Source organism: Frankia sp. R43 (assembly GCF_001306465.1).
GTDB classification, from domain to species: domain Bacteria; phylum Actinomycetota; class Actinomycetes; order Frankiales; family Frankiaceae; genus Parafrankia; species Parafrankia irregularis.
Genome location: NZ_LFCW01000011.1, coordinates 13536 through 38906 on the forward strand (window position 1 = coordinate 13536; position 25371 = coordinate 38906).

A 25371-nucleotide genomic window follows, 5' to 3' on the forward strand; every position below is an offset into this window, starting at 1 on the left:
GCAGTCTCAGTGTGAGACGTCAGCAGTGGTAGTTGGAGCCGTAGCCGACGAGCAGGTCGTCCCGGACCCAACCCTGCTTGCCCGTGGTGCTGTCATAGAGGTGCGTCCAGGTGTAGCCGCCGTCCCCCAGCTTGTAGCAGTCGTACTGGACGTAGTGGGACGTCTGCCCCTGCCCGACCGCGGTGCAGCCGGTACCCGGGCCGGTACGGATGTTGACGGCGTTGGTGTTGAAGAAGTAGCCGGTGCTCCCGTCGTAGATGCCCCAGCCGTTGTCCGGGCAGGAGGCAGCCAGCGCGGGGCTGGCGGGCAGCAACACCGTCGAGACACTGGTGGCCGCGGCGAGACCGAAGGCCGCGATGAGGGACCTTATTCGCATTTATGCTCCTTGACTTGGACAGCTCAACAAATGCCGTCGGGCGGGATGCGCCGGGCGCGCGGAATCCGCACCGCATGAATCACGCCCGACTGTCGCGGAGGGATTTCGCGTACGATTTGCAGGCGAGAAAATGAGTCGGCCGGAATGGAGTCGAGCCGGGAGCGGATTGTCGCTGAACCGCATCGAGACCGCCTGCGCCGTCACAGGGGCGCCACCGGGCGGGGGTCGGGGACGGGTTTGCTTCAACGACGCCGAACCGAAGCGCTCAGGGCGCTGAGAAGACCGGGATCGTCGAAGAATCCCGGTCTGGCCGCCTGCAGATCTGTTCTACTTGTGTACCTGTCCTGCGTGCGTGGTGAAGAGGTTTCGAACAGGCCTCCCGGAAGAGTGGGCTCTGCGGGGTTCACTCGACTCCGAAATGGAATATAGGGCAGCTCTCACCGTGACGCAAGCCGGATTTAATAATTCATCTCGCGGCTTGATAACCCGCCAACTTCAATGTCACGTTCAGTATTGGATTCGGGTTCGACTTCCCGCTCGCCGGCGCGGCGCTCCGGGTGGGGAGCGGCTGCGCCGATTGCCGCGTCGGCGCAGCTCGGATCCCTCCTCGGTGAAGGCTGGACTCGTTGGAGGTTCTGGTTTCGGCGCCGCACCGCGATTCTCTTTGCGTTTGGACTGTGACTGTGCGTCAGTCCGGGTGAGCTGGTGCTTCGCGGACCGGGCCGGCGTCGAAACAATGCGACAGTTGGCGGTATTCGCCGGCCGCACATAGTTAGGCGAGCGGTTCCAGCTTCTAGCTTGACCGTGCCGAGAGCGCGTCACCGCCCGGCCTGTCACCTGCGTCGGGTGGCGCGGCCCCCGTCCACGATCAGCGATGACGTCGCGGCGCGTCGATTCGCGTCGCCTGCGCATCGCGGATCGGGCCAGCGGCGCCCGTCGCGGCACCGGAAGCCCTTTCATCCCCGCCATTCATGTGATCAGGCTCACGATTCGCGCGACCCGTGGTCGCTGAACCCTCGGACATGCAGGCGACGTGTCAGATGCGTGGGGCCCCGCGGGGCCGAGATCGATGTAAGGGAGACTGGCGAAGAATGCGAAGGCTGTTTTCGGCGCGCCGTGTCGTGGTTCTGGCGGTGCTGGCCCTGTTGGCCGCGCTGGCTGGACCTGCGACAGCGGCGTCGGCCGCCGCCCCCGGCCAGCTCATTCTGTGCTCCAACGGGGGCTACGATTCTTTTGTGAGCTTCCCCGGCCGGGGTGGCCTGTCCACTTTCATCATCCCGAACGGCAGCTGCCACTCCACCTCGCTGGGCGGGAACTACAACGAGCAGATCGACGTCTACCGGTGGGACGGCGGTGAGCACTACCTCGGCTCGACCATCTACAACGGTTCGGTCGGCCTGGTTGTCGTGACCATCGGCGGGCCCAGTTACTACGCCTACGTTCCCTGACGGCGGATCCTGCCGCTGGAACGTCCCGGCGGCAGGCTGAGTCAGCCGGCCGGCTGTTTCCGTAGGCGTCGGCGTTCGGCAGGTGGCGACCTGCCCGTGAGCACCGCGGCGCTCTTGTCCGCCGCGGCGGCACGGGCGGTGGTCACACATCCGAACGCTTTCCGGCTCCGGGTGCACTGAAGACCGCGATGGCGCGTAACTGGCTCAGGAGCCGAGCAGGCCGGCGAGCTGTGTGCGCTGGCCAGGACCCGGTGGACGAGGGCCTGCTCGTCTGTGGTCAGGGCGTCGACGAGGGCGGGTCCGCCTCGGGCAGGTCGGCGGTCTGCTCTGGGGCGGTCTGCTCCAGGGCGGCCTGGCTGCGTGCGTCCAAAGCCGCGAAGGCCGCGGTGGCGGCGTCGTCACGTGCCATCTGGGCGACGGCCGCCGCGATCATGTAGGCGGAGACGTCTAAACCCGCCGCCAAACCTGTCGCCTCCGCAATGCACCCGAAGCGGACGAATCATCTGTTTCCGTCAAATCGTGACCACGCAAGAGTCTCAAGCCCTCACGCCGAGACATGTTGGTTGAACGTTGACAGTGTTAATTGATTATTAATTGTTGGAGTGTTCGTGTGGGCGTCGCCTGCGTGGATGCCGGCGGAACAAGTGACCCGGAAGACTCCGCCCATGACCTGGCGCCCCCGCGGCTTTGCCGCCCTAGTCGCCTGCTCGACCGTTGTAGGCGCCGCGGCCGCTGTGCTGCCCGCGACCGCCGCTTCGGCCGCAGCGTCGGCGAAGATCGTGTTCACGGAGTTCGAATATCAGGATGCCCAGGAGGCTGGCGGCGTCTCGGGAGCGAAGTACGAGTTCTTCGAGCTCACCAACGTCGGTGATGCCGCCGCCGACCTGACCGGTTGGTCCTTCTCGGACAGCCACAAGAGCACGAGCGGAGCCTTCAACTTCAGCCTCACCGGCCTGGGTAGCGTCGCTCCCGGCCAGTCCGTGATCGTCACCGAGGCCACCGCGGCGGCGTTCCGCACCAAGTGGGGCCTCGCGGAGTCGATCGTCGTGCTCGGCGGTGAGAACGTCGGCCTCGGCAACGGCGACGAGCTCCACGTCTACGACACGTCCGGCACGGCGGTCGACAACCTTGTCTACGGAACCAGCCCGCGTACGCAGGGCACGACGGGTGTGCCGATCTCGGCGGCGGCTCTCGGCGCCAACGACATCACCCAGTGGCAGCTCTCCACTCTCACCAACGACCCGAAGTCGTGGGCGGCGCCGAACGGCGGTGACACCGGCTCGCCCGGCACCAGCCAGTTCGGCAGCGGCATCGACCCGCGTGCCACCTCCGGCGGCGGCACCGGCACCGGCACCGGCGGCGGGACAGGGACGGGCGGCGGCACCTTCACGCCCGACCCCAACTGGGCGAAGATCAAGGTCAACGAGGTCTCCTCGGACAACGCCCCCGCGCCGATCCGCGACACGGTCGAGCTCGTCAACACCGGCGGCACGGCCGTGGACATCACCGGCTGGCTGCAGGGCGACAGCGGCGGCCCGACCTCCGCGACGGTCTTCTCCGACCGCGTCCACCTCGCCGACGGCACGCTGACTACGTCCGTCCCCGCGCACGGTTTCGTGTGGTTCCAGTCGCTGCCGGGCCTGTCGAGCAGCGGTGACGCGGTGCACGTCTACCTGCCGGACGCTGCGGCGGGCGCCGCCGGGACCGAGGTCGACGGTGTCACCTACACCGCCGGCGCCGCGGGCACGGAAGACCCGGCGAGCTTCGGCGCCGCGTCGGTCGCACGCTGCCCGGACGGCACCGGCGTCTTCGCCTCGGTCGCCTCGCGCAGCTTCGGTGCGTCGAACGCGACGGCCTGCCAGCAGCAGGTCGTGAACCCGAACGGGCCGACCCCGAACGACCTGCCCGCCCCCTGCGCGCCCGAAGGGCCGAGCCTCAGCGACCGGTACCTGCCGGCGAGCCCGCTGCCCTGGCCGGGCAGCTCCGTGGTCACCACCGCGGACAACCAGTGCTACTTCGAGACCAGCACCGGCCCCGAGGGGCGTGACGTCTCCGGCCTCGTCTTCTCCAGGACCGAGCCGGGCGTCCTCTGGGCGGTCAAGAACAAGAGCTGGCTGTTCAAGCTCGTCAGGCAGGGTGGTGTCTACGTCGCGGCGCCCGGCTGGACGGGCGGCAAGCAGATCTTCTTCCCGGGCGGCACCGGCCAGCCGGACTCCGAGGGGATCACCGAAGGCCCCGACGGCGCGATCTATGTGACGACCGAGCGGGACAACGCCTCGAACAAGATCGCGCTCAACTCGATCCTGCGGATCGACCCGTCGGCCGCTGGCAGCACCCTCACGGCCACCGCGCAGTGGGATCTCACCAGCGAGTACCCGTGGCTTTCGACCGGTAACTCCACCGAGGCGAATCTCGGCTTCGAGGGCGTCACCTACGTCCCGGACAGCTACCTGACGGCGAACGGGTTCGTCGACCAGCGCACCGGTGCGGCCTACGACCCGGCGAACTACCCGGGCCACGGCGCCGGTCTCTTCTTCGGCGCACTGGAGAGCAACGGCAACCTCTACGCCTACGCCCTCGGCGGCAACGGCTCGTTCACCCGGATCGCCATCGTTTCCACCGGCCTGCCGAAGGTGCAGGACGTCCAGTACGACCCCGACCTGGGCCGGATCTGGGCGCTCTGTGACAACGACTGCGCGGTGACCTCGACGCTGCTGAAGATCGACTCGACCGGGTCGATCGTCCCGGAGAAGGTCTTCTCGCGTCCCGCGGGCCTGCCGGACAACAACATCGAGGGCTTCGCGGTGGCGCCGGTCGGCTCCGCCGGCGGCCAGACCCGTGAGGTCCTCTGGGGCGACGACGGCATCTACGGTGCCGGCGTCGGCAGCGCCACCAACGGCCATGCTCTCTACGCCGGCACGCTGAACGTCGACCTCGGCCTCGGTGCGCAGGGCGTCCCGACTGCCGGTGTGTCGCCTTCGAGCGCGCCGGTCGGCAGCCAGATCACGGTGACCGGCAAGGGCTTCGTGCCGGGCGAGACGGTGGACGTCGCCCTGACGACCACGCCGGGTTCCCTCGGCACGGCCGTCGCGAACTCGACCGGTGGCCTGAGCACGACGGTGACGGTGCCGGCGGGCGCCGTCCTCGGTGCGGACGAGATCGTCCTCACCGGGCAGACGTCGGGGATCACCGCCAAGGCGGCCCTCGTGGTGCTGCCGGCCACCTGGGTGAAGACGAAGGCGTACAACGCCGGGGACAAGGTCAGCTACAACGGCCGGACGTACCAGGCGCTCTACTACACCAGCGGTGAGACGCCCGGTTCGAGGGCCGCCGGCGCCTGGGCGGAGTACGCCACCGACGCGGCCGGCAACGTGCTGTGGACGGCGACCGGGGTCTTCAAGGCCGGCGACGTCGTTCTTTACGACGGCATCCGATGGGTCGCGCAGTACTACAGCCGCGGCCAGGTGCCCGGGTCCAGCCCGAACATCTCGTGGAAGGTGGTTGTCGACAACGCCAACCCCGCCCCCTGGATCGCCAACTCCGTCTACGTGGCCGGGGACAAGGTGACCTACGAGGGCCACATCTACCAGGCCCAGTGGTACAACGCGGCCCAGGTGCCCACGAACTCCAAGGGCGCCTGGAAGCTCGTCGGCTAGGTAGACCAGCGAGGTGACTGTGGGGCCGGGCGCGTGACAAGCCCGGCCCCACAGCCGTTTCCGCCCGCTCCCGAACATCCGCTCCCGAACATCCGCTCGCCGGTCCGCTCCAGGAGCTCGGCGGTCCGGTCCAGGAGGTCGAGTCGAGAACGCGGCCGTGGGAACGATCGCAGCCCCTGAGGGCTGATCCGGATCCCGGTGGTCCGACCGCTGGTCGGGCAGCGTTGCTGCCGGGGTGGATGCGGGGTGGCGGACGCGGGGTAGGTAGTTGACGGCGGAGCGTTCTGGACCGGCTGTACCTTTCCTGTCACACCGCGTCCTGCCACACCGCGTCCTGCCACACCGTGGCGAGGCCGAGGAAAGGCACGGGGGGAGAGGTACGGGGGGGAGGCTGGGCACGGGAGCCATGGCACAGCGGCGGGCGGCCCGAACTCGGCGACCACGGCCGTGGCGGGTCGAGTGGCTGGTGGCCGTGTGTGTCGTGTTCCTGGCTGCGCTGGCAGTGATCGCCGTCGTGGGCCCCGAGGCGCGGGCGGCTCGTGCTGTCCACAGCGGCGCCGCGCTGGCCGCCGGTCTGGCTGCGGTGGCCGGGGGGTGGACATGGTGGCAGGCCAGGGATGACGGTCGTGCCCGTGCCTGGCGTCTCCTGCTCGGTCTGGCTGCTTTGACTGCTGTTCCCGGCATCGTGCAGATCGCCGTGGTCGCCGGGTCCAGTCCGCGGACGGCACTGGCGCCGCCGCCGCTGGCCGCCTATCTGACCACGTACGGACTCGCGCTCGCCAGCCTGTTGTCCGTACCGACGCGACCGGTGGCGGCCGACAGCGGCACGCCTCGAGACACCCGCGGTGGCGGCCGCCGATGGCTCACCGCGGTGCTGGACAGCGTGATCGTGGTCGGGGCCTTCGCGATCGGCGCCTGGTCGACCGTGCTGGAGCCGGCCCTGCGGGCCGGCACGCCGCACGTCGCGTCCCTGTCGCTCATCCTCGCCGTGAACCTGCTCGTCGCGGTGGCGGTGGTACTGCTGGCGACCTTTCGCCGCCCGATCGATGGCCCGCGCCCCGTCCTCCTGGGCGGCGGACTCTTCGCCCTCGCGATCTCGACCTGCGTCGGCCTGGCCTCCCAGCTCGGCGACCACGGGTCAACGACGCCCGCTCAGCTGCTCGGCTTCCCTTTCGGATGGACGCTGGTCCTCCTCGCCCTGGTAGTCCCGGCGGCGCACGTCCAGCCGCCTGTTCCCGGGCGGGCGAACTCCGTTCTGATGTGGGGCCACGCTGTCTTCCCTTATCTCCCGCTGGTGGCCGTGGGAGCCTTCCTGGCCGGTGAGGCGCTTGCAGGCACCAGGCTCGGCCAGGTGGAGATCGTCGCCGTCATCAGCCTGCTCGCGATCACCCTGGTCCGCCAGATGATCACCGTGGTTGACAACACCACGCTGCTCTCCGAGCTCCGCGAAAGCCAGCGCGACCTCCAGTACCTGGCGTTTCACGACCCACTGACCGGCCTCGCGAACCGCGCGCTGTTCCTCGACAGGGCCTCGTGGGCGCTCGAACGCCAGGCCCGCGGCGACTCCCCGGTGGGCCTGCTCTACTGCGACCTTGACGGTTTCAAGACCATCAACGACCGATACGGGCACGCTGCCGGCGACGCCCTTCTACGGCATGTCGCTGAACGGCTGTGCATCGCCACCCGGGCCTGCGACACCGTAGCCCGACTCGGCGGTGACGAGTTCGCGGTACTGCTCGATGGCGGCGGCGAAGACCTGGCCGGCCTGGCCGGCTTGGCCGACCGGGTCGCGGACGCCATCCACGCACCGCTCGCACTGGGCGACAGGTTCTACCGCCCGGAGGCAAGTTTCGGCCTCGTCCTCGCGGACAGCCCAGCCCTGAGTACCGGTTCCGCGCCACCCGCCTTACCGGGAACCCGCACCACCGAACGAGTCGACTCCCTCCTCGAGCAGGCCGACCACGCTATGTACGACGCAAAGCGGGACCATCGGCGCGGAATGGTCACCCACCGGCTGGTTGGCTGACGACGGCGTCGGCTATTGGGAGCTGCCGGGTTGTCTGCCGGCTCGTTTTCCTCCTCGGTGGGCCGTGCTGCTTTGGAGGCGGGTCACTTCCAACGTCACGGCGAAACGCCGGCCTACCCCGAACCACCAGCAGTTATCACGCAGGGTCATGCGTGGAGGTGAAGGGACAAGCTCCGCCCGTCATGCTGAGCATCCCGGGTAGAGTCGCTCTGCGCGGAGGCGCTGACTCCTCGATGTATGGTCCATTCCGTTTGCTTACGACGAGTTACCCGAAAACTCGGGGTCGCGGGGGCACGGGACCCGAAGGGGGCGGGGGTTGACAGGCACGGGCAGCGCGCCAGGTGGGAATCGGATCTGCGGCGAGGCGCATGGCGACCGGTGGTTGTGGCGGGAACTGTGCTCCGCTGGCCGGACCCGCGGTCGAATCGGACCTGGGCGGTAGCGGCCGAATGCTTGCTGCCTCGCAAGAAATGGTGAGTGCTGAGCGTGAGCGGATACAGGCGGCGCTGCCGGCCTATGAGGTGGGCGAGGCCTTAGGCCAAGGGGCGTACGGGCTGGTTTTCGCCGCGAGGCATCGCCTGCTGGGCCGCGATGTCGCGATCAAGCATCTGCTGCCTTTGCAGGGTGACCTGCCGGCCCGCCCCTCGGAGGCGCGGGTGCTCGCCAGCATGAACCACCCGCACATCGTGAAGATCCATGACTACGTCGAGGCCGTGGACGAAGGCGGGCAGCTGCGCCTGATTGTCATGGAGCTGCTGGAGAAGGAAACCCTTCATTCCCGCCTGAGGGGGCAGCGCAGCCGGGGGGAATTCGCCTGCGCTGTGGGCGTCGCCGTCGCCGAGGCGCTGGCGTACGCGCACGCGCACGATGTGATCCACCGTGATATCAAGCCGCACAACATCCTCTTCGACGAGCGTAACCAGGTAAAGGTCGCCGATTTCGGCATCGCGAAGATCATCCCCGCGTCGGGGGGCACCGTGCGGGGACTCACGGGTACTCCGATCTACATGGCGCCGGAGCAGATGTTCGGCGGCAGACTCGGGCCCTACACCGACGTCTACGCGCTCGGCGTCGTCATGCGCGAGATGCTCACGGGAGCGCCGCCCTCTGCGACCATGCCGCCACCTGGCCAGCAGCAACCTGACCCCGACCCCGACGCGGCGCTGACGCAACCTGCAGGGGCCGCCGGATCCGTGCCGGACGTAGTCAGGCGTGCCCTTGCTCAGGACCCGGCTGTGCGTCCCTCCGCGGTCGAGTTCGCGCGAGACCTCGCTGCCGCCGCCGCGCATGCCTACGGTCCGGATTGGATCTCCAGTTCCGGTGTCCGACTGCATCTTGATCCCGAGGTTCGGCGGAGAGTGCGAGCGGTGCCGCGCCCTCCGACCTCCGGGTGGCGACCGAGGCCGCTCGCGGCGATGGCCGCCCTGCTCGTGGCGGTGTTGGTCGTCGTGGTCGGGCTCAGCTCCTGGCTGGTGACAGCGCGGTCGGACGCGCGGAAGGAACGCGCAGGCAGGCAGGCGGCGGTGGTGGGCGGACTGTTGGCCCACGCCGACCGCCTGGTGGACTCCGACCCGGAGCTGGCCATCCGGCTCGCACTGGCCGCGAACAGTGTCGTGGACAATGACGAAACGCGGGCCGCCCTGCAGAGAACGTTGACCAGTACCGGGTATCGGGGCTATATCGAGCACGAGGGCGTACTGCGCGCCGTGGCGTTCTCCCCGAAAAGCGAGCGGATCGCCTTCGCTGGCGACAACGGGGAGGTCATCGTCGAGGGCCTGCCGCGGGGCCGGCCCGGCGGAGATCCGATAACACTCTCACACGGAGCCCGGGTCAACGCGATCGCCTTCGCGGACAGCAGGACCCTGGTGACCGCCGGCGAGGACGGACGGGTTCTTCTCTGGAACGTCGAAAGCGCCGGCGGCAAGCCAACCGAGCTTCTCGGCCATGACAGGAATCCGGTCAGGGCGATCGCTTTCGCGGAAGACAGGCGGACCCTCGCGACCGCCGATGCCGCCGGGCGGGTGCTCCTGCGGGACATCCTGCGCCCTGACAGTCGGCCGACCGAGCTTCCCGGCCATCGAGGGTCGGTCAACGCGGTCGCCTTCGGAAAGAACCTGACCCTCGCCACCGGCGGCGAGGACGGGGTGCTCCTCTGGGACCTCTCCCTCCCTGACAGCCAGCCGACCATCCTTCCCGGCCATGACAAACCGGTGAGCGCCGTCGCGTTCTCGGCAGGCGGCGACAGCCTCGCGACGGCGGACCGCGGTGGCACCACCAGGGTCTGGAAAATCGCCGGCAGCGGTCAGTCCGGCGCACCCGTCGTGCTGCCGCCGCGCAACACCGAGTACTCGGGCCCGATCACCGGCCTCGCCTATGCGCCTGACGGTCGGCTGATCACCGTCAATGAGGGAGACTGGGTTGACGTGCGGGACGCCGCCAACCCGAACTGGATCCTTTCCTCGTTCACATACGACCACGGTGCCCCGGCGCTCGCCGCCGCCGTCGCCCTGGATGGGAAGACACTGGCTGTTGCCGGCGAGCACGGCGGTGTCCTGCTGTGGAGCCTGGCTCCGGACGGCCAGCCGCACATCCTCGGCGGGCTCATTCCCGGCCTGTATGCGGCCGACATGACCTTCGCTCCCGACGGCACCACTCTGTTCGCCGCCGTGCAGAACACCATCAGGGTTCTGAACGTCGCGGATCCGACCAGCCCGCAGAACATCGGCGAAACCATTCCGCTGAACGGTTTCGGGACGGCGCTGGAGACGACGGTCGCCGGTTGTGGCGCGGGTGCCACCTTCACCTGCCGGCTGGCCGTATCCAGCGACACCGGACGCTTCGCGATCTTCGATATCACCGACCGTGGGAACTCCGAGCTTTTCGTGGATCAGCCTGCTCACCCGGGTAAAGCCATACATGACATGCAGTTCAGCGACGACGGGAAGCTCCTCGTCACCGGCGCCCAGGACGGTCAGGTGGCGCTCTGGAACGTGACCAACCCGCGTCAGCCGGTCCAGGTCGGCGGCATCCCCACCGCCCACAAGGGGGCAGTGCGCGACGTGGAGTTCGGTCGCGCTGGCCAAGGTCTTCTCGCCACCGCCGGTGACGACAACGCGGTCAGGCTCTGGGACGTCAACGACCCGGCGAAGCCACAGGAACTGTCCGAACTGCGCAGCCCCCCGCTGGGGCCGGTCAACGACATCACCTTCAGCATGGACGGGAAGACACTGTTCGCCGGCGGCGACGACGGAAATGTCTGGATCTGGAATATCGAGAGTGGCGGTAAAAATGCCACACTCATGGGCCGCCTCGACCGGGAAACCCGCAGTCCGGTCTACGACCTGACATTTCTCGGCGAGGACATCCTCATCGTCGCGGGTGAGGGTCAGGCGGTCAGCTTCTGGGATGTCCGGGACCGGCGCCGACCGCGCCAGCTTGGGCCGGGCGTCGCTGGCCATTTCGGCGCTGTCGTCGACACGAACGTGGCCCGTGACAAGCCTCTGATGGCGACCGCGGGCGCAGACGGGACCATTCGTCTCTGGGGCACCGAGTCGCTGCGGACGGCGGTGCCGGACGACGTCGCGGCCACGGCCTGCAGCTGGGTCGGCAGTGGACCCGGCAGGGACGACTGGGCGCTGTATATCCCCAACCTGCCCTACCGGGAGACCTGCAGGTCATGAACCTGGAACGCAATCCCCCGAATGACCAGTCCGGTCGGGCTGAGCCTGCCGAGGCTGATGACGGGCCACTGCGGGCCCAGCTCGAGAACCTCCGCCGGGACGCGGCCGAGCGGGTCCAGGCCTGGAGCAGACTTGCGGACCGCCGCCGCAGGCTCCACTACGGCGTTGGCGTCCCCGCCGCGATTCTGGCGTCCCTGGCCGGGGCCGCCACCCTCGCCGAGCTGTATCCGGTGCTCGCCGGCTTCGGCGCTCTCATCTCCGGAGTCCTCGCAACCATCCAGACATTCCTGCAGCCCGACGTGGGCGCCGTTCGGGCTCGAGAGCAGGCCATCGGCTGGCGTGAGATCCGAGAGGATGTATCGGTACTGCTGGAGGTCGACTTTTCGCTCCTGAGCAGCACTGATCGCCGGGATCAGTTCGAACAGCTGCGGGAACGCGCTCAGCTGCTTGCGCGGACCACGGCCGCGAGCCCGGCCGGGACCAGCCCCCCGACGCCTGAGCGCGGTGGCCGGCCGCTTCGTCGGCTTCCTCGGCCGTAGGGGCCATTGGTCATCGCCGCGGGTTCGTCGGTTGTGCGGCGAGGTCGGTCATTTGTTCAGGCTGGCGGTGAAGTAGTCGGTGAGCCTGCCGACGGCGAGGTCGATGTACTCGCGCCTGTCGTAGAGGTCGACGTGGCTGGCACCCCTGATCCAGTGGATCTCCGCGGGCCCGGTGGCCCGCCGGTGGGCTTCCAGGCCCATCCAGGCGGTGACGGCGTGCTCACCGAGGATCTGCAGGATCGGGCGGGGGCTGATCAGCGGGACGGCGTGGAAGACGTCGCTGGACGCCATCCTGTCGATGCTCTCCCAGGCGAGGAACTTCGCCGAGCGCTCGTGGTGGCCACGGGGGCCGCAGTAGTACTCCCAGCCTTCGACGCCGTGCTGGCCGCCGAGAGCGCCGGCCTGTTCGGCGGTCTCGGGGAACATGGTCATCACACCGGGGTCCTCCCCGCGGGCGGCGGCCGTGCGGGCCTGGGCGGCGGCGTCCAGCAGGGACTGGAAGACGGCCGGGTCCTGGGTGCCGTCGGCGCCGTAGCGGAACTGGCGCGCGGGTTCGGCGGTGCACACGGTCGCCACGGCCCTGACCCGGTGGTCGCCACCGGTGGCGGCGAGCGAGTATCCGCCGGAGGCGCACACGCCCAGCAGGCCGATCCGGTCGGCGTCGACCTCGGGCCGGGTCGTGAGGTAGGAGACGGCGGCCTTGAAGTCCTCGACTCGCTGGGCGGGGTCCTCCAGACCACGCGGCAGACCACCGGACTCACCCTGGTAGGCGGCGTCGAAGGCCAGGGCCACAAAACCCCGCTCGGCCATCAGCCGCGCGTAGGTACCGGACGTCTGCTCCTTCACCCCGGTACCGGGGTGACCGACCACCAGCGCCGGGAGCGGGGCGCCGTCAGCCGGGCGGTCTGGAACGTAGAGGTGCGCGGCGATCTCGATGCCGGCACTGTCGAACGTGACGCTGGTCCTGGCCATGAGGACGACTCTCCCTTGTCGATCAGTCGCTGGGTGCCCGCCGTCTGGTGCGTCCGGTGACGGTTCGTCCCGGCTGAGCGCACCCTGTCGGGCGGTGTCCTCACCATCGACCTCGGCCCGCGGGTGGCAAAGAGGAAGGTCTCTGCCTGGGAAGGAACCTGGCCCCTCACACCGGTGCCGTTCCCGCGGCGGAAACCGCAGACTGGAGACCATGAGCTCGGCATCGGCCTCCCACCTCGGCGCCTTCCTGAAGGCCCGCCGGGCCCAGCTGGATCCGCGGGAATGCGGCCTGCCCGGGACGGACTCCACCCGCCGGGTCGCGGGGCTGCGCCGCGAGGAGGTGGCTCAGCTCGCCGCGATCAGCGTTGACTACTACACCCGGCTCGAACAGGGGCGCGTCCGGGCCTCCGCCTCCGTGCTCGCCACCCTCGTCCGCGCCCTGCGCCTCGACGGCGACCAGGAGAGCTATCTGTACGAGCTCGCGGGCAGGAGCGACGCCCTGCCGCCTCGGCGCCGGCCGGCCCAGCGGGTACGGCCTGCCATGCGCCGCCTGCTGGACCAGCTCACCCAGACGCCCGCGCTGGTCCTCGGCAGACGCCTGGACGTCCTCGACTGGAATCCAGCAGCAGCCGCTCTCTATCTCGACTTCTCGGCGCTCTCGCCGGCTCGCCGCAACTATGTGAACCTGCTGTTCACCAACCCGGTGATCCGCGAGATGCACCACGACTGGAAACACGACGCCCGTGAGGCGGTCGCCGCGCTGCGCACGGAGGCCGCCGCGGATCCCGACGACCCGGAGCTCGCCCGCCTCGTCGGGGAACTGTCCGTCCAGGACCTCGATTTCCGCACCTGGTGGGCCGAGCACCGCGTCAGTAACGCCAGCTACGGAACGAAGCGTTACCGGCACCGCCTCGTGGGTGACCTCACCCTCGACTGCGACACCTGGGCCAGCCCCGACGGCTCCGGACAACGCCTGATGGTTCTCACCGCCGAAGCCGGCAGCCCGTCCCACGACGCCCTGCGCATTCTCACCTCCTGGAACGCGGAGCAGCCCGGCCCCGAACGAGCAGAGGACCTGAGGCGATGAGCAAGCGGATGAGCAAGCCGATGGGTACATACCGCTAGTCGAAGATGTCGGCGGCAGTGACGGTGAGACATTCCGGCGGTGCGTCGCGGATCTCCACGCGAGCGCACAGAGCGAGGCGCACCGTGGCGGAGCCGTCGATCCCGTTGCGGCCAGGGCTGGCGGCCGGGTCGGCCGGGTCCGCAGTCCAGTCGTCTGGCGGGCGACCCGAGGCCGCTGGAACGGCTGTCACGGATGGAGCGGCTGCTGTGACGGCACGAGCCTTCTCCGAAAGTCGGCCGGCGATCCGCCGGCCGTCAACAGAGCGAGCCCACTTCGCCTCGCCGAAGAGGACCGGGTGTCGGTCTCTGCCCGCGAGCACGACCGCATCGATCTCGTTCTGCCCGCCAGTGTTCCAGTAGGGCCCGACCGCGACGATGTCACTGCCCAGTGCGCCGGTGACCGCGAGTCGGCGTAGGTGTTCGCGAAACGCTTCCTCCCACGGTTTGCCGAGATGATCGTCCAGGCTCTCGATCAGAACGGGCAGGTTCGCTTTTCCCAGCCCACGCTCGATCTCCGCGCGGTATCGAGAAAGCAGCCCGAGGTAGAAGGCCAGGAAGTTGTCGGCGATTCGGTAGACCCGACGCCGGCTGCGCGCTGTTTCGGTGACCGGCATCTGTCGTTCGACCAGCCGCAGCTCGACGAGCCGATCCAGAGTGCGGGCCGGTTCGGCGCGAATGTGGTCTTTGATCTCGTTGTACTGGGTGCGGCCCTCAGCTATCGCGTGGAGTACGGCCGCCGGGTATTCACCGTGCTCCACCTCGGTGGCGAGGACCAGCTGCCCCTCGGTGAGCAGTGGCGCCCCGGGCCGGCAGGCGAGCCGTAGCAGGTTGTCGGCGAGGTCGGCGTTCTGGTCCCACCACGACAGATACAGCGGAACCCCGCCGACCAGCCCGTACACGAGCGCACGGTCGGACGGTGTCAGCCCGGGCAGCATGAGCGCGGCCTCGTGCGGACGGAACGGATGCAGTGACAGTGACAGGTCGAACCTGCCGTACAGGGGCGCCCGCTGCTCCTGCAGCGCGGTCATGTGCCGCACGGCCGACCCACACAGCAGCAGCCGTAGCCTGGTCCGCCCGGCTGTCCGGTCGAGGAAGGCCCGCAGGACGCCGGGCAGTTCGGGTGAGGTGGCGACCATCTCGGGGAACTCGTCCAGGATGACGAGGAGCGGCTCCTGCTCAGCCGCCGCGGCTAGGTCGTCGAGCGCGTCGTCCCAGTCGAGGTAGGGCCGAGCGGCGAGATCACGGATTCGCCCCGGCAGCGCGATGGCCGCCTGACGGGACAACTGCGCCAGTTCCCCGGCGGCCGCCCGGCCGGCTCCGGTATGGGACACCGACCGACGGTCCTGGGCGAAGCGCTGCAACAGCGCGGTTTTGCCGACCCGTCGCCGCCCCCACACCACCGCCGGTCGAGGGTCCGTCGATCGCCACCACGCCTCAAGGGCGGCGAGTTCGTCGGTGCGATGCACAAAGGCCATCGCCGCCCCGCCTCTCCCACCTACTCGCACCGCCTGTAACTCACCTGTCCTGTAAGTTACAGGCGCCGTGAGTAAATAGTGGCCGGTGGCCCGTGGTCCGCGACGTCGGTGAGCTCAGGGAGCAGGCGCCTCAGGCTGCTCCCAGGCCCTCGGCGACCCGGTCGAGGACCCGGGCGGCCGGCGGCGGCGGCACGAGCTGGAGGACGACGTGATCGGCGCCGGCGGCGCGCTGGTCGTCGAGGCGTGCGCGCAGCGCGGCCGGCTCGTCGGGGACGGCGAGGGCGTCGACAAGGGCGTCGCTGGCCGTCGCGAAATCGGCGTCAGTGAAGCCGTACCGCGCGAGGTTCGCCCGGTAGTTGGGCATCCCGAGGCACAGCCCGAGGTAGCGGCGCAGCTCGTCGGTCGTCTCGGTGGCGCCGAGCGCGACCATCTGCGAGGGCGCGATCCACGGGCCGGCGCCGACGGCGGCGCGCGCGGCGGCGGTGTGGGCGACGGGGCAGAAGTAGGTGTGCAGACCATCGGTGGCGGCCCCGGCGAGCTCGATCATCTTCGGGCCGAGTGCGCCGAGGAACCGTGGCGGCAGAGGATTCCGGTGCCCAGCGGCCGTGTCCATCGCCGCGAGGTAGTCGCGCAGGGCGGTCAGGGGCTTGGCGTAGGTGGAGCCGCGAGCTTCGGCGAGATGACGATGGCTGGTGCCGAGACCGAGCGCGAACCGCCCCGGGAACGCCTCGTGCAGCGTCGCCGCCGCACCGACCATCGCGCGCGGGTCCCGGGCGTGGATAGTCGCCACTCCGAGCGCGACGGTGAGCCGCTCGGTGGCCTGCAGGTAGAGCGCGGCGCGGACGAACGGGTCCAGGCTGCTGTATTCCTGCAGCCAGATCGTCGTGATGCCGGCCTTTTCCAGGTCGCGCACGGCGGCGATTGCCTCGGCGGCCGGCAGCTGGTCGAGGAAGCCCGCCCACAGGCCGATTCCGGTCGGCAGAGTGCCGGTCATACGACGTCTCCTTACTCAGCAAGGCGCCGTGTAACCGCACGGGAGCCTCGGCCGGATGCCGTCGTCGGACGGTACATCGTCGAGCCCGCGAGTTCCTCCGATGCCGTGCTGACCCCCGGGCGAAGCCTCGGGTGAGGCCTGGGGAGACGTCCGGGTGCGGGTGACAGCCGCCGGGAATGCGGCCGGCCGTGCACCGGGGCTGTGGGCTGTGGGCGGTGGCGACCCTGGCCACTTTTCCCGGGGTCACCACGGCCACGAGAACCGTCGTCAGAAGACCGGATGGGTCTCCACGTACAGCAGGCAGCTGTTCCCGAAGGTCTTCGTCCAGTGGACGGCCCTGCCTCCCCAACGGCCGTCGGCCGTGGCCGTCACCGGGGCGTAGATGGCCGGGCAGAGCACCGCGGGGTCCACGGGGAGCTGGTTGAAGTCGCCGCCCGCCGCGGCGATGGCCGCGCACGCCCCCGCCGGGTCCGGATGGGTTGCCAGGGGGCTCGGCGGACAGGTCAGCAGAACAGGTTCGCCCAGATAGGGGATGGTTCCTTCGGAGACGGTGAGGATGAACGCGCCCCGCGGGACGCCGGGTGACGCCTGCGCCGCGGCCGGCGCGAAGCCGACGGCCGCGGTCGCGATCGCCAGGGCGACGACCACTTTCCGGAAAATGGATCTCGACATTGCCACAAGAACCTCCAGTGCTGATTTTCTTCACCGCAAGATAACGGGTCCGGTCACGTGGCCGAAGGATGGCGAGTACGTGAACAGTGAAGAAAGCTGGGCGGCGAGGGGATGGCTCGGGTCGAATACGAATGAAGCGCCACACAAGCTAGAGGCCCACTGTAATGGGGTCAAGTGGCGTATGTGCGCGGTGCTGGCGATGGATCCGGCCGTCTTTCATCGCCGCAGCTCAACGGGTCGGGGCAAAATTCGTTTACGCACCTGACCGGTGGCGGACACCGAGAAGCTCCGCTGCCGTTCGCCGGGCTCGACAGTGTGGAACTGAAACGGAGGAGAATCCGAACCGGAGGAGCATTCATGACCCGTCTCCCGACCCGCTGGGTGATCCGAACCGCGGGACCAGCCGGAACCCGGCCCCGGACCCACCCCCGACCGCGGTGGGTCCGCGCTGGGCTGGCCGCCGCAGCGCTGGCGGGCCTCACCGTCGCGACCGTGGGCACCGCCGCGAGCGCGGCGTCGTCGACGGCGGCCGACGGACGTCCCGTGCCCGGTTTCGGCGGGCCGGAAGCTGAATGCCCTCCGCGCGGCACCGCGATCGGTTTCAGCGACGCCCTGAACAAGGTCGTCGTCGACGGTGAGACGGTCGGCGGCCTCTCCGGGCTCGCCTACGACGCACGCAGGCACGCGTACGCGGCGGTCGTGGATCGCTCCGGCACCCGGCCCGCGCGGATCTGGTTCCTCTCCGACACCGCCCGGCCGACGGTGGTGGGCAGCATCGTGCTGCGGACGTCCACCGGCGTCGGCTACGACGGCGGCAACTTCGACGGCGAAGGCCTCGCGGTCCTGCCCGACGGGCGGTATGTCGTCAGCTCGGAGACGGAGCCCTCGATCAGGATCTTCGACCGGACCGGGACCGAGCAGAGTGCCCTGCCGGTACCGGGTCGTTTCCGGGTGGCGCCCGCGGGTGAGGCGACCGACAACGCCACGCTCGAAGGCCTCTCCATCTCCCCGTCGGGGCGTTTCATCTACGCGGCGATGGAAGGCACCCTGGCCGGCGACGTCTCCGCGGCCGGTGAGGCCCAGACCCGGCGGATCCTCGTCTACCGGCGTACCGCCACCGGCTCGTACGAGCTGAGCCGGCAGCTGGGCTACCGGGCCGAACCCGGGCAGCGGATCTCCGAGATCGCCGCCTACGGCGAGGACGGGCTGCTCGTCCTGGAGGCCTCGTTCACCGCCGGGGTGGGTAACCGCAACGCCCTGTGGGCGGTACCGGACACCGGACGTACCGCGGATGTCACCGCGGTACCCAACCTCTCGGCGCTCCCAGCACGTGCCCTCGCCGGCAAGCAGCTCGTCGCGGACCTCACCGCCTGCCCGACGCTGGGTGCGACCAACCCCGGAACCCAGATCAACCCGCTGATGGACAACTACGAGGCTCTCGCGATCGATCCCCGAGGGCGCTTCGGACGCGGGCTGACGACCGTCAGCGTGCTCAGCGACGACAACTTCGGTGCCACTCAGGTGACCCGCCTGCTCCGGGTCGCGGTGCGGCTGCCCTGATCGACGTCCACTCCGAAGGCCGGTGGCGCCTCGGCGGTGGCGGCTCGGTGGCGGCTCGGTGGCGGCGCTGAGGCGGGCGCCGCCACCGACCCTGTCAGCGGCTGCGGCTGCGGGGGGCGACGCGGCGGGTCGGTGGGGCTGTGGTCGGGTCGTCCGGCCAGGGGTGTCGGGGGTAGCGGCCGCGCAGCTCCGCGCGGACCTGCGGGTAGCCGGTGCGCCAGAACGACCCCAGGTCGCTCGTCACCGCCACCGGGCGCCCCGCCGGCGACAGCAGGTGAAGCACCAGCGGTGCGCGGCCGTCAGCGACGACGGGAACCCGTTCCCACCCGAACACCTCGGCGATCTTCACGGCCAGCACGGGGCCGGCCGCGCCGCTGCTGCCGCTGTAGTCGAGACGCACCCGGGAGCCGCTCGGCACCGTCACCCGTTCGGGTGCCAGTTCGTCCAGCCGGCCGGCCTGTGGCCAGGGCAGCAGCCGGCGCAGCGCGTGGCCGGCGTCGATACGCCCGAGGTCGGCGCGGCGTCGCACGCCGTCGAGGTCCGGCCCGAGCCAGTCGGGGGCGCAGTCCAGCAGCGCGGCGTCGGTGACGTCGGGCCAGGGGGCGCCGAGCAGCCGGTGGCAGAACGCGAGCCGGTCGCGCAGGGCGAGCGCGTCGGTGCTCCATCGCAGCACCGGCAGGCCCGCGGCCCGCAGCCCGTCGAGCACCGCGGCCCGCAGCAGGTACGGATCGGGCCTGCCCACCGGGCGTTCGGCGAGGATGATCGCGCCGAGGCGCTCGAGCTGGCGGGCGACGATGTCGCCGCCGGACCAGGCGACCTCGTCCTCGGTGCGCAGCAGCGCCGCGCCCGCCTCCCGCGCGGTCGCCGCGTCGAGCGCGACGGCCAGGCGCACTCGGGCGGACGTCCGGCCTGGCCCGCGGTCGGCGACCGCGATGGCGAGCCAGCCCGCCCCGGTCAACGCCGAGCCCGCGGCGAGCTCGGCACCGGTCCCGCCGGCCATCAGGTAGTTCGTGCTGCCGGCGTCGCGGGCCCGCGCGAGCCGTTCGGGGAAGGCGAGGCCGACCACGAGCCCCGCCGCGAGATCGTCGGTGATCCCACCCGCATCCCGCCCCGCGGGCCCGGCAAGCTCACCGGGTCCAACGGGTTTCCCGGGTCCATCGGGCTCCCCGGTCCCGGTGGGTGGGGATTGCGCGGCTGAGCGCAGCCGGCGGGTCTCCTCCCGCCAGCGGGCGGACGCGGCCCGGTCCGTGTCGCCCCGCAGGCGGCGCCACGCGGCGACGAGGTCGTCGGACGGGCCGCCGACCGATCCGCCGACCGATCCGCCGACCGGGCCGTCCCCGGAGAGCATCGCGACGACCTCCGCCGCGCGGCGGGCGCCGACGGACCGGGTGCCGTCGAGCAGCGCCCGCGCGAGCCGCGGATGGGTCCCGACGAACGTCCTCGCGGGGTGACCCGGCCGGTCTCGTCGACGGCTCCGAGGGCCCGCAACGTCGCCCCGGCAGCTTCCATCGCGCCGGCCGGCGGCTCGCTGAGCAGGGGCAGGCCCGCCCCACCGGGATTGCCCCAGACCGCCAGTTCCAGCGCGAAGGCGGTGAGGTCGGCGACGGCGATCTCCGGTTCCGGCTGGGCGGGCAGCCGGTCATGTTCCGCGGCGGACCAGCAGCGGTACACCCGGCCCGGGGCCTCCCGCCCGGCCCGGCCCGCGCGCTGCCCGGCGGACGACCGGGACACCCGCACGGTGACCAGCGAGCCCAGCCCGCGGGCATGGTCCATCCGCGGGGAGCGGGCCAGGCCGGCGTCGACGACGACCCGCACACCGGGCACCGTGAGGCTGCTCTCCGCGACCGCGGTGGCCAGGACGACCCGGCGACGCGGGCCGGCGCGCAGCACCGCGTCCTGCGCGCCGCCGGTCTGCCGGCCGTGCAGGGTGAGGACGTCGACGGCGTCCCGGTGCCCGGCCTCCCGGCGCCCGGCGAGCCGCCCGGCGACGGCGGCGATCTCACCGGCCCCTGGCAGGAAGACGAGCACATCCCCGGATGTCTCCCGCAGCGCGCGCCCGACCGTCGCGGCGACGTGGTCGAGCAGCCTCGGGTCGACCCGCAGCCCGTGCGCCGGCGTGATCACACCTGGTGGGGGTGCCCAGACGACCTCGACGTCGTGCATCGAGGCGTCGGTCCCGATGACCGGCGCGGGCTGGTCGGGCGTGCCGAGCATCGCGGCCAGCCGCCGGGTGTCGGCGGTCGCGGAGGCGGCGACCAGGCGCAGGTCGGGACGCAGCACGGCCCGGACGTCGAGCAGGAGCGCGAGCGCCAGGTCGGCGTCGAGGTGGCGCTCGTGGCACTCGTCGAGAACGACCGCGTCGGTCCCGGGCAGTTCGGGGTCGCGTTGCAGCCGCCGGACCAGGACGCCGGTCGTGACCACCTCGACCCTGGTCGACGGCCCGGCCCGGCGCTCCCCGCGGATCGTGTAACCGACCGCGCCCCCCACCTCGCCACCGCCCCCCGCGCCACCGCCCTTCTCGCGGCCACGTATCTCGCCGCCGCCGGTGAGGCTGGCCATCCGCCGGGCCGCGGCGCGGACGGCGATTCGCCGCGGCTCGACGACCAGCACGCGGCCGGGGACGTGGTCGGCGAGCGCGAGGGGGACGAGCGTCGTCTTGCCGGTGCCTGGCGGCGCCACCAGCACCGCGGCCCCACCGGCGTGGCCCGGCCCGGGCTGTTCTCGGGCGGTCAGCGCGCCGAGGAGCGCCGGCAGGGCGGCCCGGATGGGAAGGTTCGCCCCGGCGACCGTGGCGTCGGGCAGCATTCACGGAGCCTAGTAGCTGCCATTCCAGGTGTTTTCGACCTTGCGAACCGGGGACATCCCCGGTTATCGTCCCGAGGTGGAAACGGGGATATCCCCGGATCGCTTTGCTCTGGAGGTCGCTCATGGCTTCGTCAGTGGTAACGCCTGCCGTCGGGATCGTTGAGCGGATGGCGGACGCAGTGCTCCGAGGAGACTTCGACGGTGCGTTGGCGCTGATCGCGCCCGATGCCGTCGACCATTCCGCACTGCCCGGGGCGCCCACCGGCCACGAGGGCTGGCGGCAGAAGTGGGCGGCCCTGGGCGCCCAGGCCGCGCAGGTCCGGACGACCGTCGAGCAGCGGGTGACGACCGGCGACACGGTGGCCACCCGGTACGCCCTGCGCGACGCTGCGACGGGCGAGCCGGTCGGGTTCGCCCTCGACATGCTGCGGGTCCAGGGCGGCCAGATCGTCGAGCACTGGGGCCTGCCGCTGCCGCTGCCCCTGCCGGCCGCGGCGGGTTCGACTAACTGAGCGCCTGAGCTCCCCGCGGCCCGATGCCCTGGTAGAGCAGACGCAGCAGGCGGTCGGCGTGCTGGGCGCCGGTGGACTCGGTGGTGAGGGCGATCGCGTTGACCAGCGCCAGCAGGTCGGCCACCTCGAGGTCGTCGCGGACAGTGCCGGCCCGCTGGGCGCCGGCGAGCAGGGCCGCCGCGGTTTCGCCGATCGCCCCCTGGCAGGCGGCGATCACCGCGGAGTCCTCGCTGCGCCCGGTCATCAGCGCCTCCGCGAGGCCTTTCCTGGACGTCACGTGCTCGATGAAGGCGTGCAGCCAGCCGAGCAGCGCCGGGCCCGGGGCCTGATCGACGGCAAGCTGCTCGCCCTGCGCGCACAGCGCCTCGACCTCTTCGACGCACACGCCGACGAGCAGGTCGCGGCGGGTCGGGAAGTGGCGGTAGAGCGTCGCGTTGCCCACCCCGGCCGTCCGGGCGATCTTGTCCAGTGAGGCCTGCGGGCCGTCGGCCCCGAAGACCGCCGCCGCGGCGGCGAGCAGGGCCTCGTAGTTGCGCCGGGCGTCCGCCCGATGAGGTGGCCGCAGCAGCGCGCCCAGCCCAGGGCGGTGGATCTCCGCCGGTACCGCTCCGATCGGACTCCCCGGACCGCTGCCGTGAGGGTGGTCCATGTCCTCACCGGTGGCCACTGTCACCGCCCCAGCCTTGCACCGTCCCAGCCTTGCACCTGCAGGGCCTGACCACCCGGGTTCCTGCGGGGCCAGACCACCCGGGTTTTAGAGCGGATGGCTCGTCGGCGGGCTGGAACCGGTGGGGCCTCGATGTCCTCCTGCGCGCGAACCGGAGGAGGGGCCGGCATGGTCCGCAGCCGACGTCGGCTGCGGACCACGACTCGCTCGTCGGCTGGCCTGAACCGGCGCGATCAGCCGCGGCTGTACTGGCGCGCGGTTGGTCCCTCGTACAGCGATCTGACCGTTGTCAGGCCGCCGCCGGTGTCCGCGGCCCGGAGGATGAAGTTCTGCCGGCTCGGGCTGACGCCGGGCCTGCTGTAGTCGATCTTGCCGAGGAGTCCGCCGGTGTCGATGTCAGTAAGGCTCTGCTTGGCGTGGACGACTCCCTCGCGGGTGAGATCGCCGGCCTGGCAGGCCTTCTCCAGGATCTCCGACATCACGTGCGCGGAGGCGAATCCGGAGAGCATCGTGACGCTGGGCGCGGAACCGGGGAACTTCTTCTGGTAGTCGGCGAGAGGTTCCTGGGTGACATCCTCGTCATAGGCTGGATAGGGGCTGATGTTGTAGTAGTTGGCGATGAGGGCATCCCGGGCGGGTGTCTTGAGCAGCCCGGGAGAGAAGGTCGGGTTGTTGCCGACCAGCGGGACGTTCAGTCCCTGCGTCGCGGCGACCGTGGCCGCCGAGGCGGTCTGGCCCGGGGAGCTTGCCAGGAGAATGGTCTTTACCCCCGCCGCCTTCAGTGCGGTGATCTGGGCGGTCATGTCCTGATCGCCTGGGGTCACCTTCTGCTCGACGACGCTCATGTCGTGCTGCTTGGCGAAGAAGGAGGCACCCGCGAGCGTGGTCGCTCCCCAGTCGCCCTCCAGGTAGATCACACCGATCGCGTCCCCGGGAGCGATTTTCTTTTCCTCGAGGAGATAGTCGAGGCCGTTGATGACCTCGACGTCGTAGGTCGGGCCCAGAACGGCCATGTCCGGGTTGTCGGTGAGGCTTGCCGCCCAGGTGAGCGGAACGGTGACGATGGAGTCCTGCTCGATCCGGTCGGACAGCGCCGCGGTCATCGCCGAGCCGAGCAGCTGCTGGATGCCCAGGACGTCGCCGCGCAGGCCCGAATACAACGAGGTGGCGTTCTGGACGTTGTACCCGTGGTCCTTGATCTCAAGCTTCACCTGGTAGGTGCCGCACACGCCGCCTTCGGCGTTGCGCGCGTCCCAGAAGATCTGCTGACCCGAGGTCAGCTCCTTTCCGAGAGCGGCGAAGACGCCGGTGGCGTCGGTCAGCACCCCGAGGGTGATCGTGTCACCCTCGATGCCGGCCCCGACCCGTTCGGAACCGCTGCTGGAATCCGGCGTGGAGTCCTGGCTCTTGCTGCTGCAGGCCGCCAGCACAAGCGTCGCGGCGGTGACGCATATCCCCGCGCCCCGCAGGTGACGTCGCCGCGGGCCCGGCGTCAGCCGTCCCCCTGACTGCCGCGCGACCGGTAAATCGATGGGTGCGTGCCCGGTTTCGGTCATGGAAGTTTCTGCCTCTCGGTGTGGATGACGGGTCCAGCTATCGCAAGGAATTCGGGTCGGGATGGGCCTGGGCTGAAATCTCAGGATTCGGGCGCGCTGTCATGCGCTGTCGCGAGTACCGTCGAGGCCTTCGCGGAGGCATTTGTTCTCGCCTGATCAGGCTGGGTCGGTTCAGGCTGATCAGCTGGTGGGCCGCCGCGCCACAGCCGTCGGGTGGGGATGGCATGTGCACGGACTTTCAGGTGTGACTGCGCGCGCCGGGCCAGGCCGGCGGCCCCGCTCGGTTCCAGCAGCACTATGAGCACCACCGCGGCGCCGTAGAGATAACGCGCCGCGTCGGCATAGCTCACCCCGCCGCTACCTGGCGCGGAAAGGAAGGGAAGGGAGTCGCTGTACTGCTGGAGAACGAGCGGGAGCGCGGTCACGAGAACGGCGCCGGCGGCGGCTCCACCGACGGATCCGAGCCCGCCCAGGACTATCATCATCAGATACTGGACGGAGATCTCGATGGTGAAGGACTCGGGCGCCACACTGCCGACGGAAAGCGCGTAGAGAACGCCCGAGAGACCCGCGTACATCGAGGACAGCAGAAATGCGCGTGACCGGTAGGCGGCGACGTCCACCCCGTTGACCGCGGCTGCGAGCTGATTGTCCCGTACCGCCTCGAGCGCGACTCCGCTGCGGCCACGGATGATGTTGCCCGCGAAGACCATGGCCAGGATGGCGAGCAGCAGGCCGAGATACCAGAGTCGCTCGGCCTGGCCGAAGGGAACGCCGAGCAGGACGAGATCCGGGTCGGAGTCGCTGAAGGCGAAGCCGGGCAGTGCGAAGTCCTCGACGGGCCGGCCGTTGAAACCGCCGGTGAGCGGTGTGGCGGTGTTGAGGATGTGCTGGCCGGCGACGACGAGACCAAGCGAGGCGACGGCGAGATAAAGCCCGCGGACGCGCGCCGCGACCGGGCTGAACAGCAGCCCCGCCAGCCCCGCGATGCCCACCGCCGCGATCATCGCGAGCATCGGATGAAGGCCCAGCCCGATGACGCGCTCCGAGCCCTTTCCGGTGGATTCCCCCGCGAGCAGCGAGTAGGAGATGGCGCCGACCGCGAGGAAGAACGCGTGCCCCAGGGAGAGCTGTCCGGTTGTTCCGCAGAGAAGGTTCAGCCCGACCGCGCCGATGACCGCCGCGAAGACCGCGAATCCCGTGCGTAGCCAGAACTCGTCGGCGTAGAAGGGGAGCACGACCGCGACGACGGCCAGGGCCGCGAGCAGCGACCGCCTGACATTCCCGGCGCTGGTGACGGGGCGCATG

The 25371-nt window shown here is 70.4% G+C and carries 17 protein-coding genes and 1 pseudogene; 8 read left to right on the forward strand and 10 right to left on the reverse strand.

What is annotated here, in order from left to right; translation table 11 throughout:
* Positions 1-19: 19 nt before the first annotated feature.
* Complete coding sequence (locus ACG83_RS35875; RefSeq protein WP_054570707.1) at positions 20-376, reverse strand: SH3 domain-containing protein; 357 nt, start codon at positions 374-376, stop codon at positions 20-22.
* 1091 nt (positions 377-1467) lie between these two features.
* Here ACG83_RS35875 and ACG83_RS35880 point away from each other — a divergent pair.
* Complete coding sequence (locus tag ACG83_RS35880) at positions 1468-1824, forward strand: hypothetical protein (RefSeq protein WP_076825645.1); 357 nt, start codon at positions 1468-1470, stop codon at positions 1822-1824.
* A gap of 277 nt (positions 1825-2101) precedes the next feature.
* Here the strand turns inward: ACG83_RS35880 and ACG83_RS35885 are convergent, their stop codons facing one another.
* Entirely contained in the window at positions 2102-2287 is a 186-nt protein-coding gene (locus ACG83_RS35885) for a hypothetical protein (RefSeq protein WP_235498401.1), read from the reverse strand.
* Between the two features lie 202 nt (positions 2288-2489).
* Between ACG83_RS35885 and ACG83_RS41760 the strand changes: the two genes are divergently transcribed.
* The 4 genes from ACG83_RS41760 to ACG83_RS35905 all read left to right on the forward strand — a co-directional run bounded on the left by ACG83_RS41760 (position 2490) and on the right by ACG83_RS35905 (position 11725).
* Positions 2490-5480: a lamin tail domain-containing protein gene (locus ACG83_RS41760; protein ID WP_161934831.1), complete on the forward strand. Its 2991-nt coding sequence runs from the start codon at positions 2490-2492 to the stop codon at positions 5478-5480.
* Between the two features lie 466 nt (positions 5481-5946).
* Complete coding sequence (locus ACG83_RS47815; RefSeq protein ID WP_083749388.1) at positions 5947-7506, forward strand: GGDEF domain-containing protein; 1560 nt, start codon at positions 5947-5949, stop codon at positions 7504-7506.
* A gap of 473 nt (positions 7507-7979) precedes the next feature.
* Positions 7980-11186, forward strand: coding sequence for a WD40 repeat domain-containing serine/threonine protein kinase (locus ACG83_RS35900; protein ID WP_161934832.1), 3207 nt, complete (start codon positions 7980-7982; stop codon positions 11184-11186).
* The gene (locus tag ACG83_RS35905) at positions 11183-11725 is read left to right on the forward strand and encodes an SLATT domain-containing protein (protein ID WP_054570711.1); all 543 of its coding nucleotides are present in this window, start codon (positions 11183-11185) and stop codon (positions 11723-11725) included. The genes ACG83_RS35900 and ACG83_RS35905 overlap by 4 nt, the downstream gene beginning before the upstream one ends.
* A gap of 48 nt (positions 11726-11773) precedes the next feature.
* Here the strand turns inward: ACG83_RS35905 and ACG83_RS35910 are convergent, their stop codons facing one another.
* On the reverse strand, positions 11774-12697 hold the full coding sequence (locus tag ACG83_RS35910) for an alpha/beta hydrolase (protein ID WP_054570712.1): 924 nt from the start codon (positions 12695-12697) through the stop codon (positions 11774-11776).
* A 211-nt stretch (positions 12698-12908) separates the two neighbouring features.
* Between ACG83_RS35910 and ACG83_RS35915 the strand changes: the two genes are divergently transcribed.
* Positions 12909-13784, forward strand: a complete 876-nt coding sequence (locus ACG83_RS35915) for a helix-turn-helix domain-containing protein (protein WP_054570713.1) — start codon at positions 12909-12911, stop codon at positions 13782-13784.
* Positions 13785-13818: 34 nt separating this feature from the next.
* On the opposite strand, the gene ACG83_RS35920 is transcribed toward ACG83_RS35915, so the two are convergent.
* From ACG83_RS35920 to ACG83_RS35930, 3 genes are all read right to left on the reverse strand, one after another.
* Positions 13819-15297, reverse strand: a complete 1479-nt coding sequence (locus ACG83_RS35920) for an ATP-binding protein (protein ID WP_054570714.1) — start codon at positions 15295-15297, stop codon at positions 13819-13821.
* A gap of 130 nt (positions 15298-15427) precedes the next feature.
* A complete protein-coding gene (locus tag ACG83_RS35925; RefSeq protein ID WP_054570715.1) occupies positions 15428-16291 on the reverse strand; it encodes a TIGR03620 family F420-dependent LLM class oxidoreductase in 864 nt (287 codons plus the stop codon).
* Between the two features lie 267 nt (positions 16292-16558).
* Positions 16559-16963 (reverse strand): SSI family serine proteinase inhibitor, encoded by a 405-nt coding sequence (locus tag ACG83_RS35930; protein WP_063793315.1) that lies wholly within the window; start codon positions 16961-16963, stop codon positions 16559-16561.
* Between the two features lie 357 nt (positions 16964-17320).
* Between ACG83_RS35930 and ACG83_RS35935 the strand changes: the two genes are divergently transcribed.
* The gene (locus tag ACG83_RS35935; protein WP_083473859.1) at positions 17321-18523 is read left to right on the forward strand and encodes an esterase-like activity of phytase family protein; all 1203 of its coding nucleotides are present in this window, start codon (positions 17321-17323) and stop codon (positions 18521-18523) included.
* A 94-nt stretch (positions 18524-18617) separates the two neighbouring features.
* On the opposite strand, the pseudogene hrpB reads toward ACG83_RS35935, so the two are convergent.
* Positions 18618-21328 (reverse strand): annotated as a pseudogene (gene hrpB, locus ACG83_RS35940) (ATP-dependent helicase HrpB).
* Positions 21329-21495: 167 nt separating this feature from the next.
* On the opposite strand from hrpB, the gene ACG83_RS35945 reads away from it, so the two are divergent.
* Positions 21496-21840, forward strand: coding sequence for an ester cyclase (locus ACG83_RS35945; RefSeq protein WP_054570717.1), 345 nt, complete (start codon positions 21496-21498; stop codon positions 21838-21840).
* Here ACG83_RS35945 and ACG83_RS35950 read toward each other — a convergent pair.
* The 3 genes from ACG83_RS35950 to ACG83_RS35960 form a co-directional block, all read right to left on the reverse strand.
* Positions 21833-22513: a TetR/AcrR family transcriptional regulator gene (locus tag ACG83_RS35950; RefSeq protein ID WP_235498402.1), complete on the reverse strand. Its 681-nt coding sequence runs from the start codon at positions 22511-22513 to the stop codon at positions 21833-21835. The two genes, ACG83_RS35945 and ACG83_RS35950, sit on opposite strands and share 8 nt — an antisense overlap.
* 227 nt (positions 22514-22740) lie before the next feature.
* Positions 22741-24063, reverse strand: a complete 1323-nt coding sequence (locus tag ACG83_RS35955; RefSeq protein WP_054570718.1) for an ABC transporter substrate-binding protein — start codon at positions 24061-24063, stop codon at positions 22741-22743.
* An 80-nt stretch (positions 24064-24143) separates the two neighbouring features.
* Positions 24144-25370 (reverse strand): branched-chain amino acid ABC transporter permease, encoded by a 1227-nt coding sequence (locus ACG83_RS35960; protein ID WP_152991625.1) that lies wholly within the window; start codon positions 25368-25370, stop codon positions 24144-24146.
* Position 25371 lies beyond the last annotated feature (1 nt).

Coding starts and splice junctions, on each gene's coding strand:
- ACG83_RS35875 (WP_054570707.1), bottom strand. CDS start 376: ATGCGAATAAGGTCCCTCATCGCGGCCTTCGGTCTCGCCGCGGCCACC.
- ACG83_RS35880 (WP_076825645.1), top strand. CDS start 1,468: ATGCGAAGGCTGTTTTCGGCGCGCCGTGTCGTGGTTCTGGCGGTGCTG.
- ACG83_RS41760 (WP_161934831.1), top strand. CDS start 2,490: ATGACCTGGCGCCCCCGCGGCTTTGCCGCCCTAGTCGCCTGCTCGACC.
- ACG83_RS35905 (WP_054570711.1), top strand. CDS start 11,183: ATGAACCTGGAACGCAATCCCCCGAATGACCAGTCCGGTCGGGCTGAG.
- ACG83_RS35910 (WP_054570712.1), bottom strand. CDS start 12,697: ATGGCCAGGACCAGCGTCACGTTCGACAGTGCCGGCATCGAGATCGCC.
- ACG83_RS35915 (WP_054570713.1), top strand. CDS start 12,909: ATGAGCTCGGCATCGGCCTCCCACCTCGGCGCCTTCCTGAAGGCCCGC.
- ACG83_RS35920 (WP_054570714.1), bottom strand. CDS start 15,297: ATGGCCTTTGTGCATCGCACCGACGAACTCGCCGCCCTTGAGGCGTGG.
- ACG83_RS35925 (WP_054570715.1), bottom strand. CDS start 16,291: ATGACCGGCACTCTGCCGACCGGAATCGGCCTGTGGGCGGGCTTCCTC.
- ACG83_RS35930 (WP_063793315.1), bottom strand. CDS start 16,963: ATGTCGAGATCCATTTTCCGGAAAGTGGTCGTCGCCCTGGCGATCGCG.
- ACG83_RS35935 (WP_083473859.1), top strand. CDS start 17,321: ATGACCCGTCTCCCGACCCGCTGGGTGATCCGAACCGCGGGACCAGCC.
- ACG83_RS35945 (WP_054570717.1), top strand. CDS start 21,496: ATGGCGGACGCAGTGCTCCGAGGAGACTTCGACGGTGCGTTGGCGCTG.
- ACG83_RS35955 (WP_054570718.1), bottom strand. CDS start 24,063: ATGACCGAAACCGGGCACGCACCCATCGATTTACCGGTCGCGCGGCAG.
- ACG83_RS35960 (WP_152991625.1), bottom strand. CDS start 25,370: ATGCGCCCCGTCACCAGCGCCGGGAATGTCAGGCGGTCGCTGCTCGCG.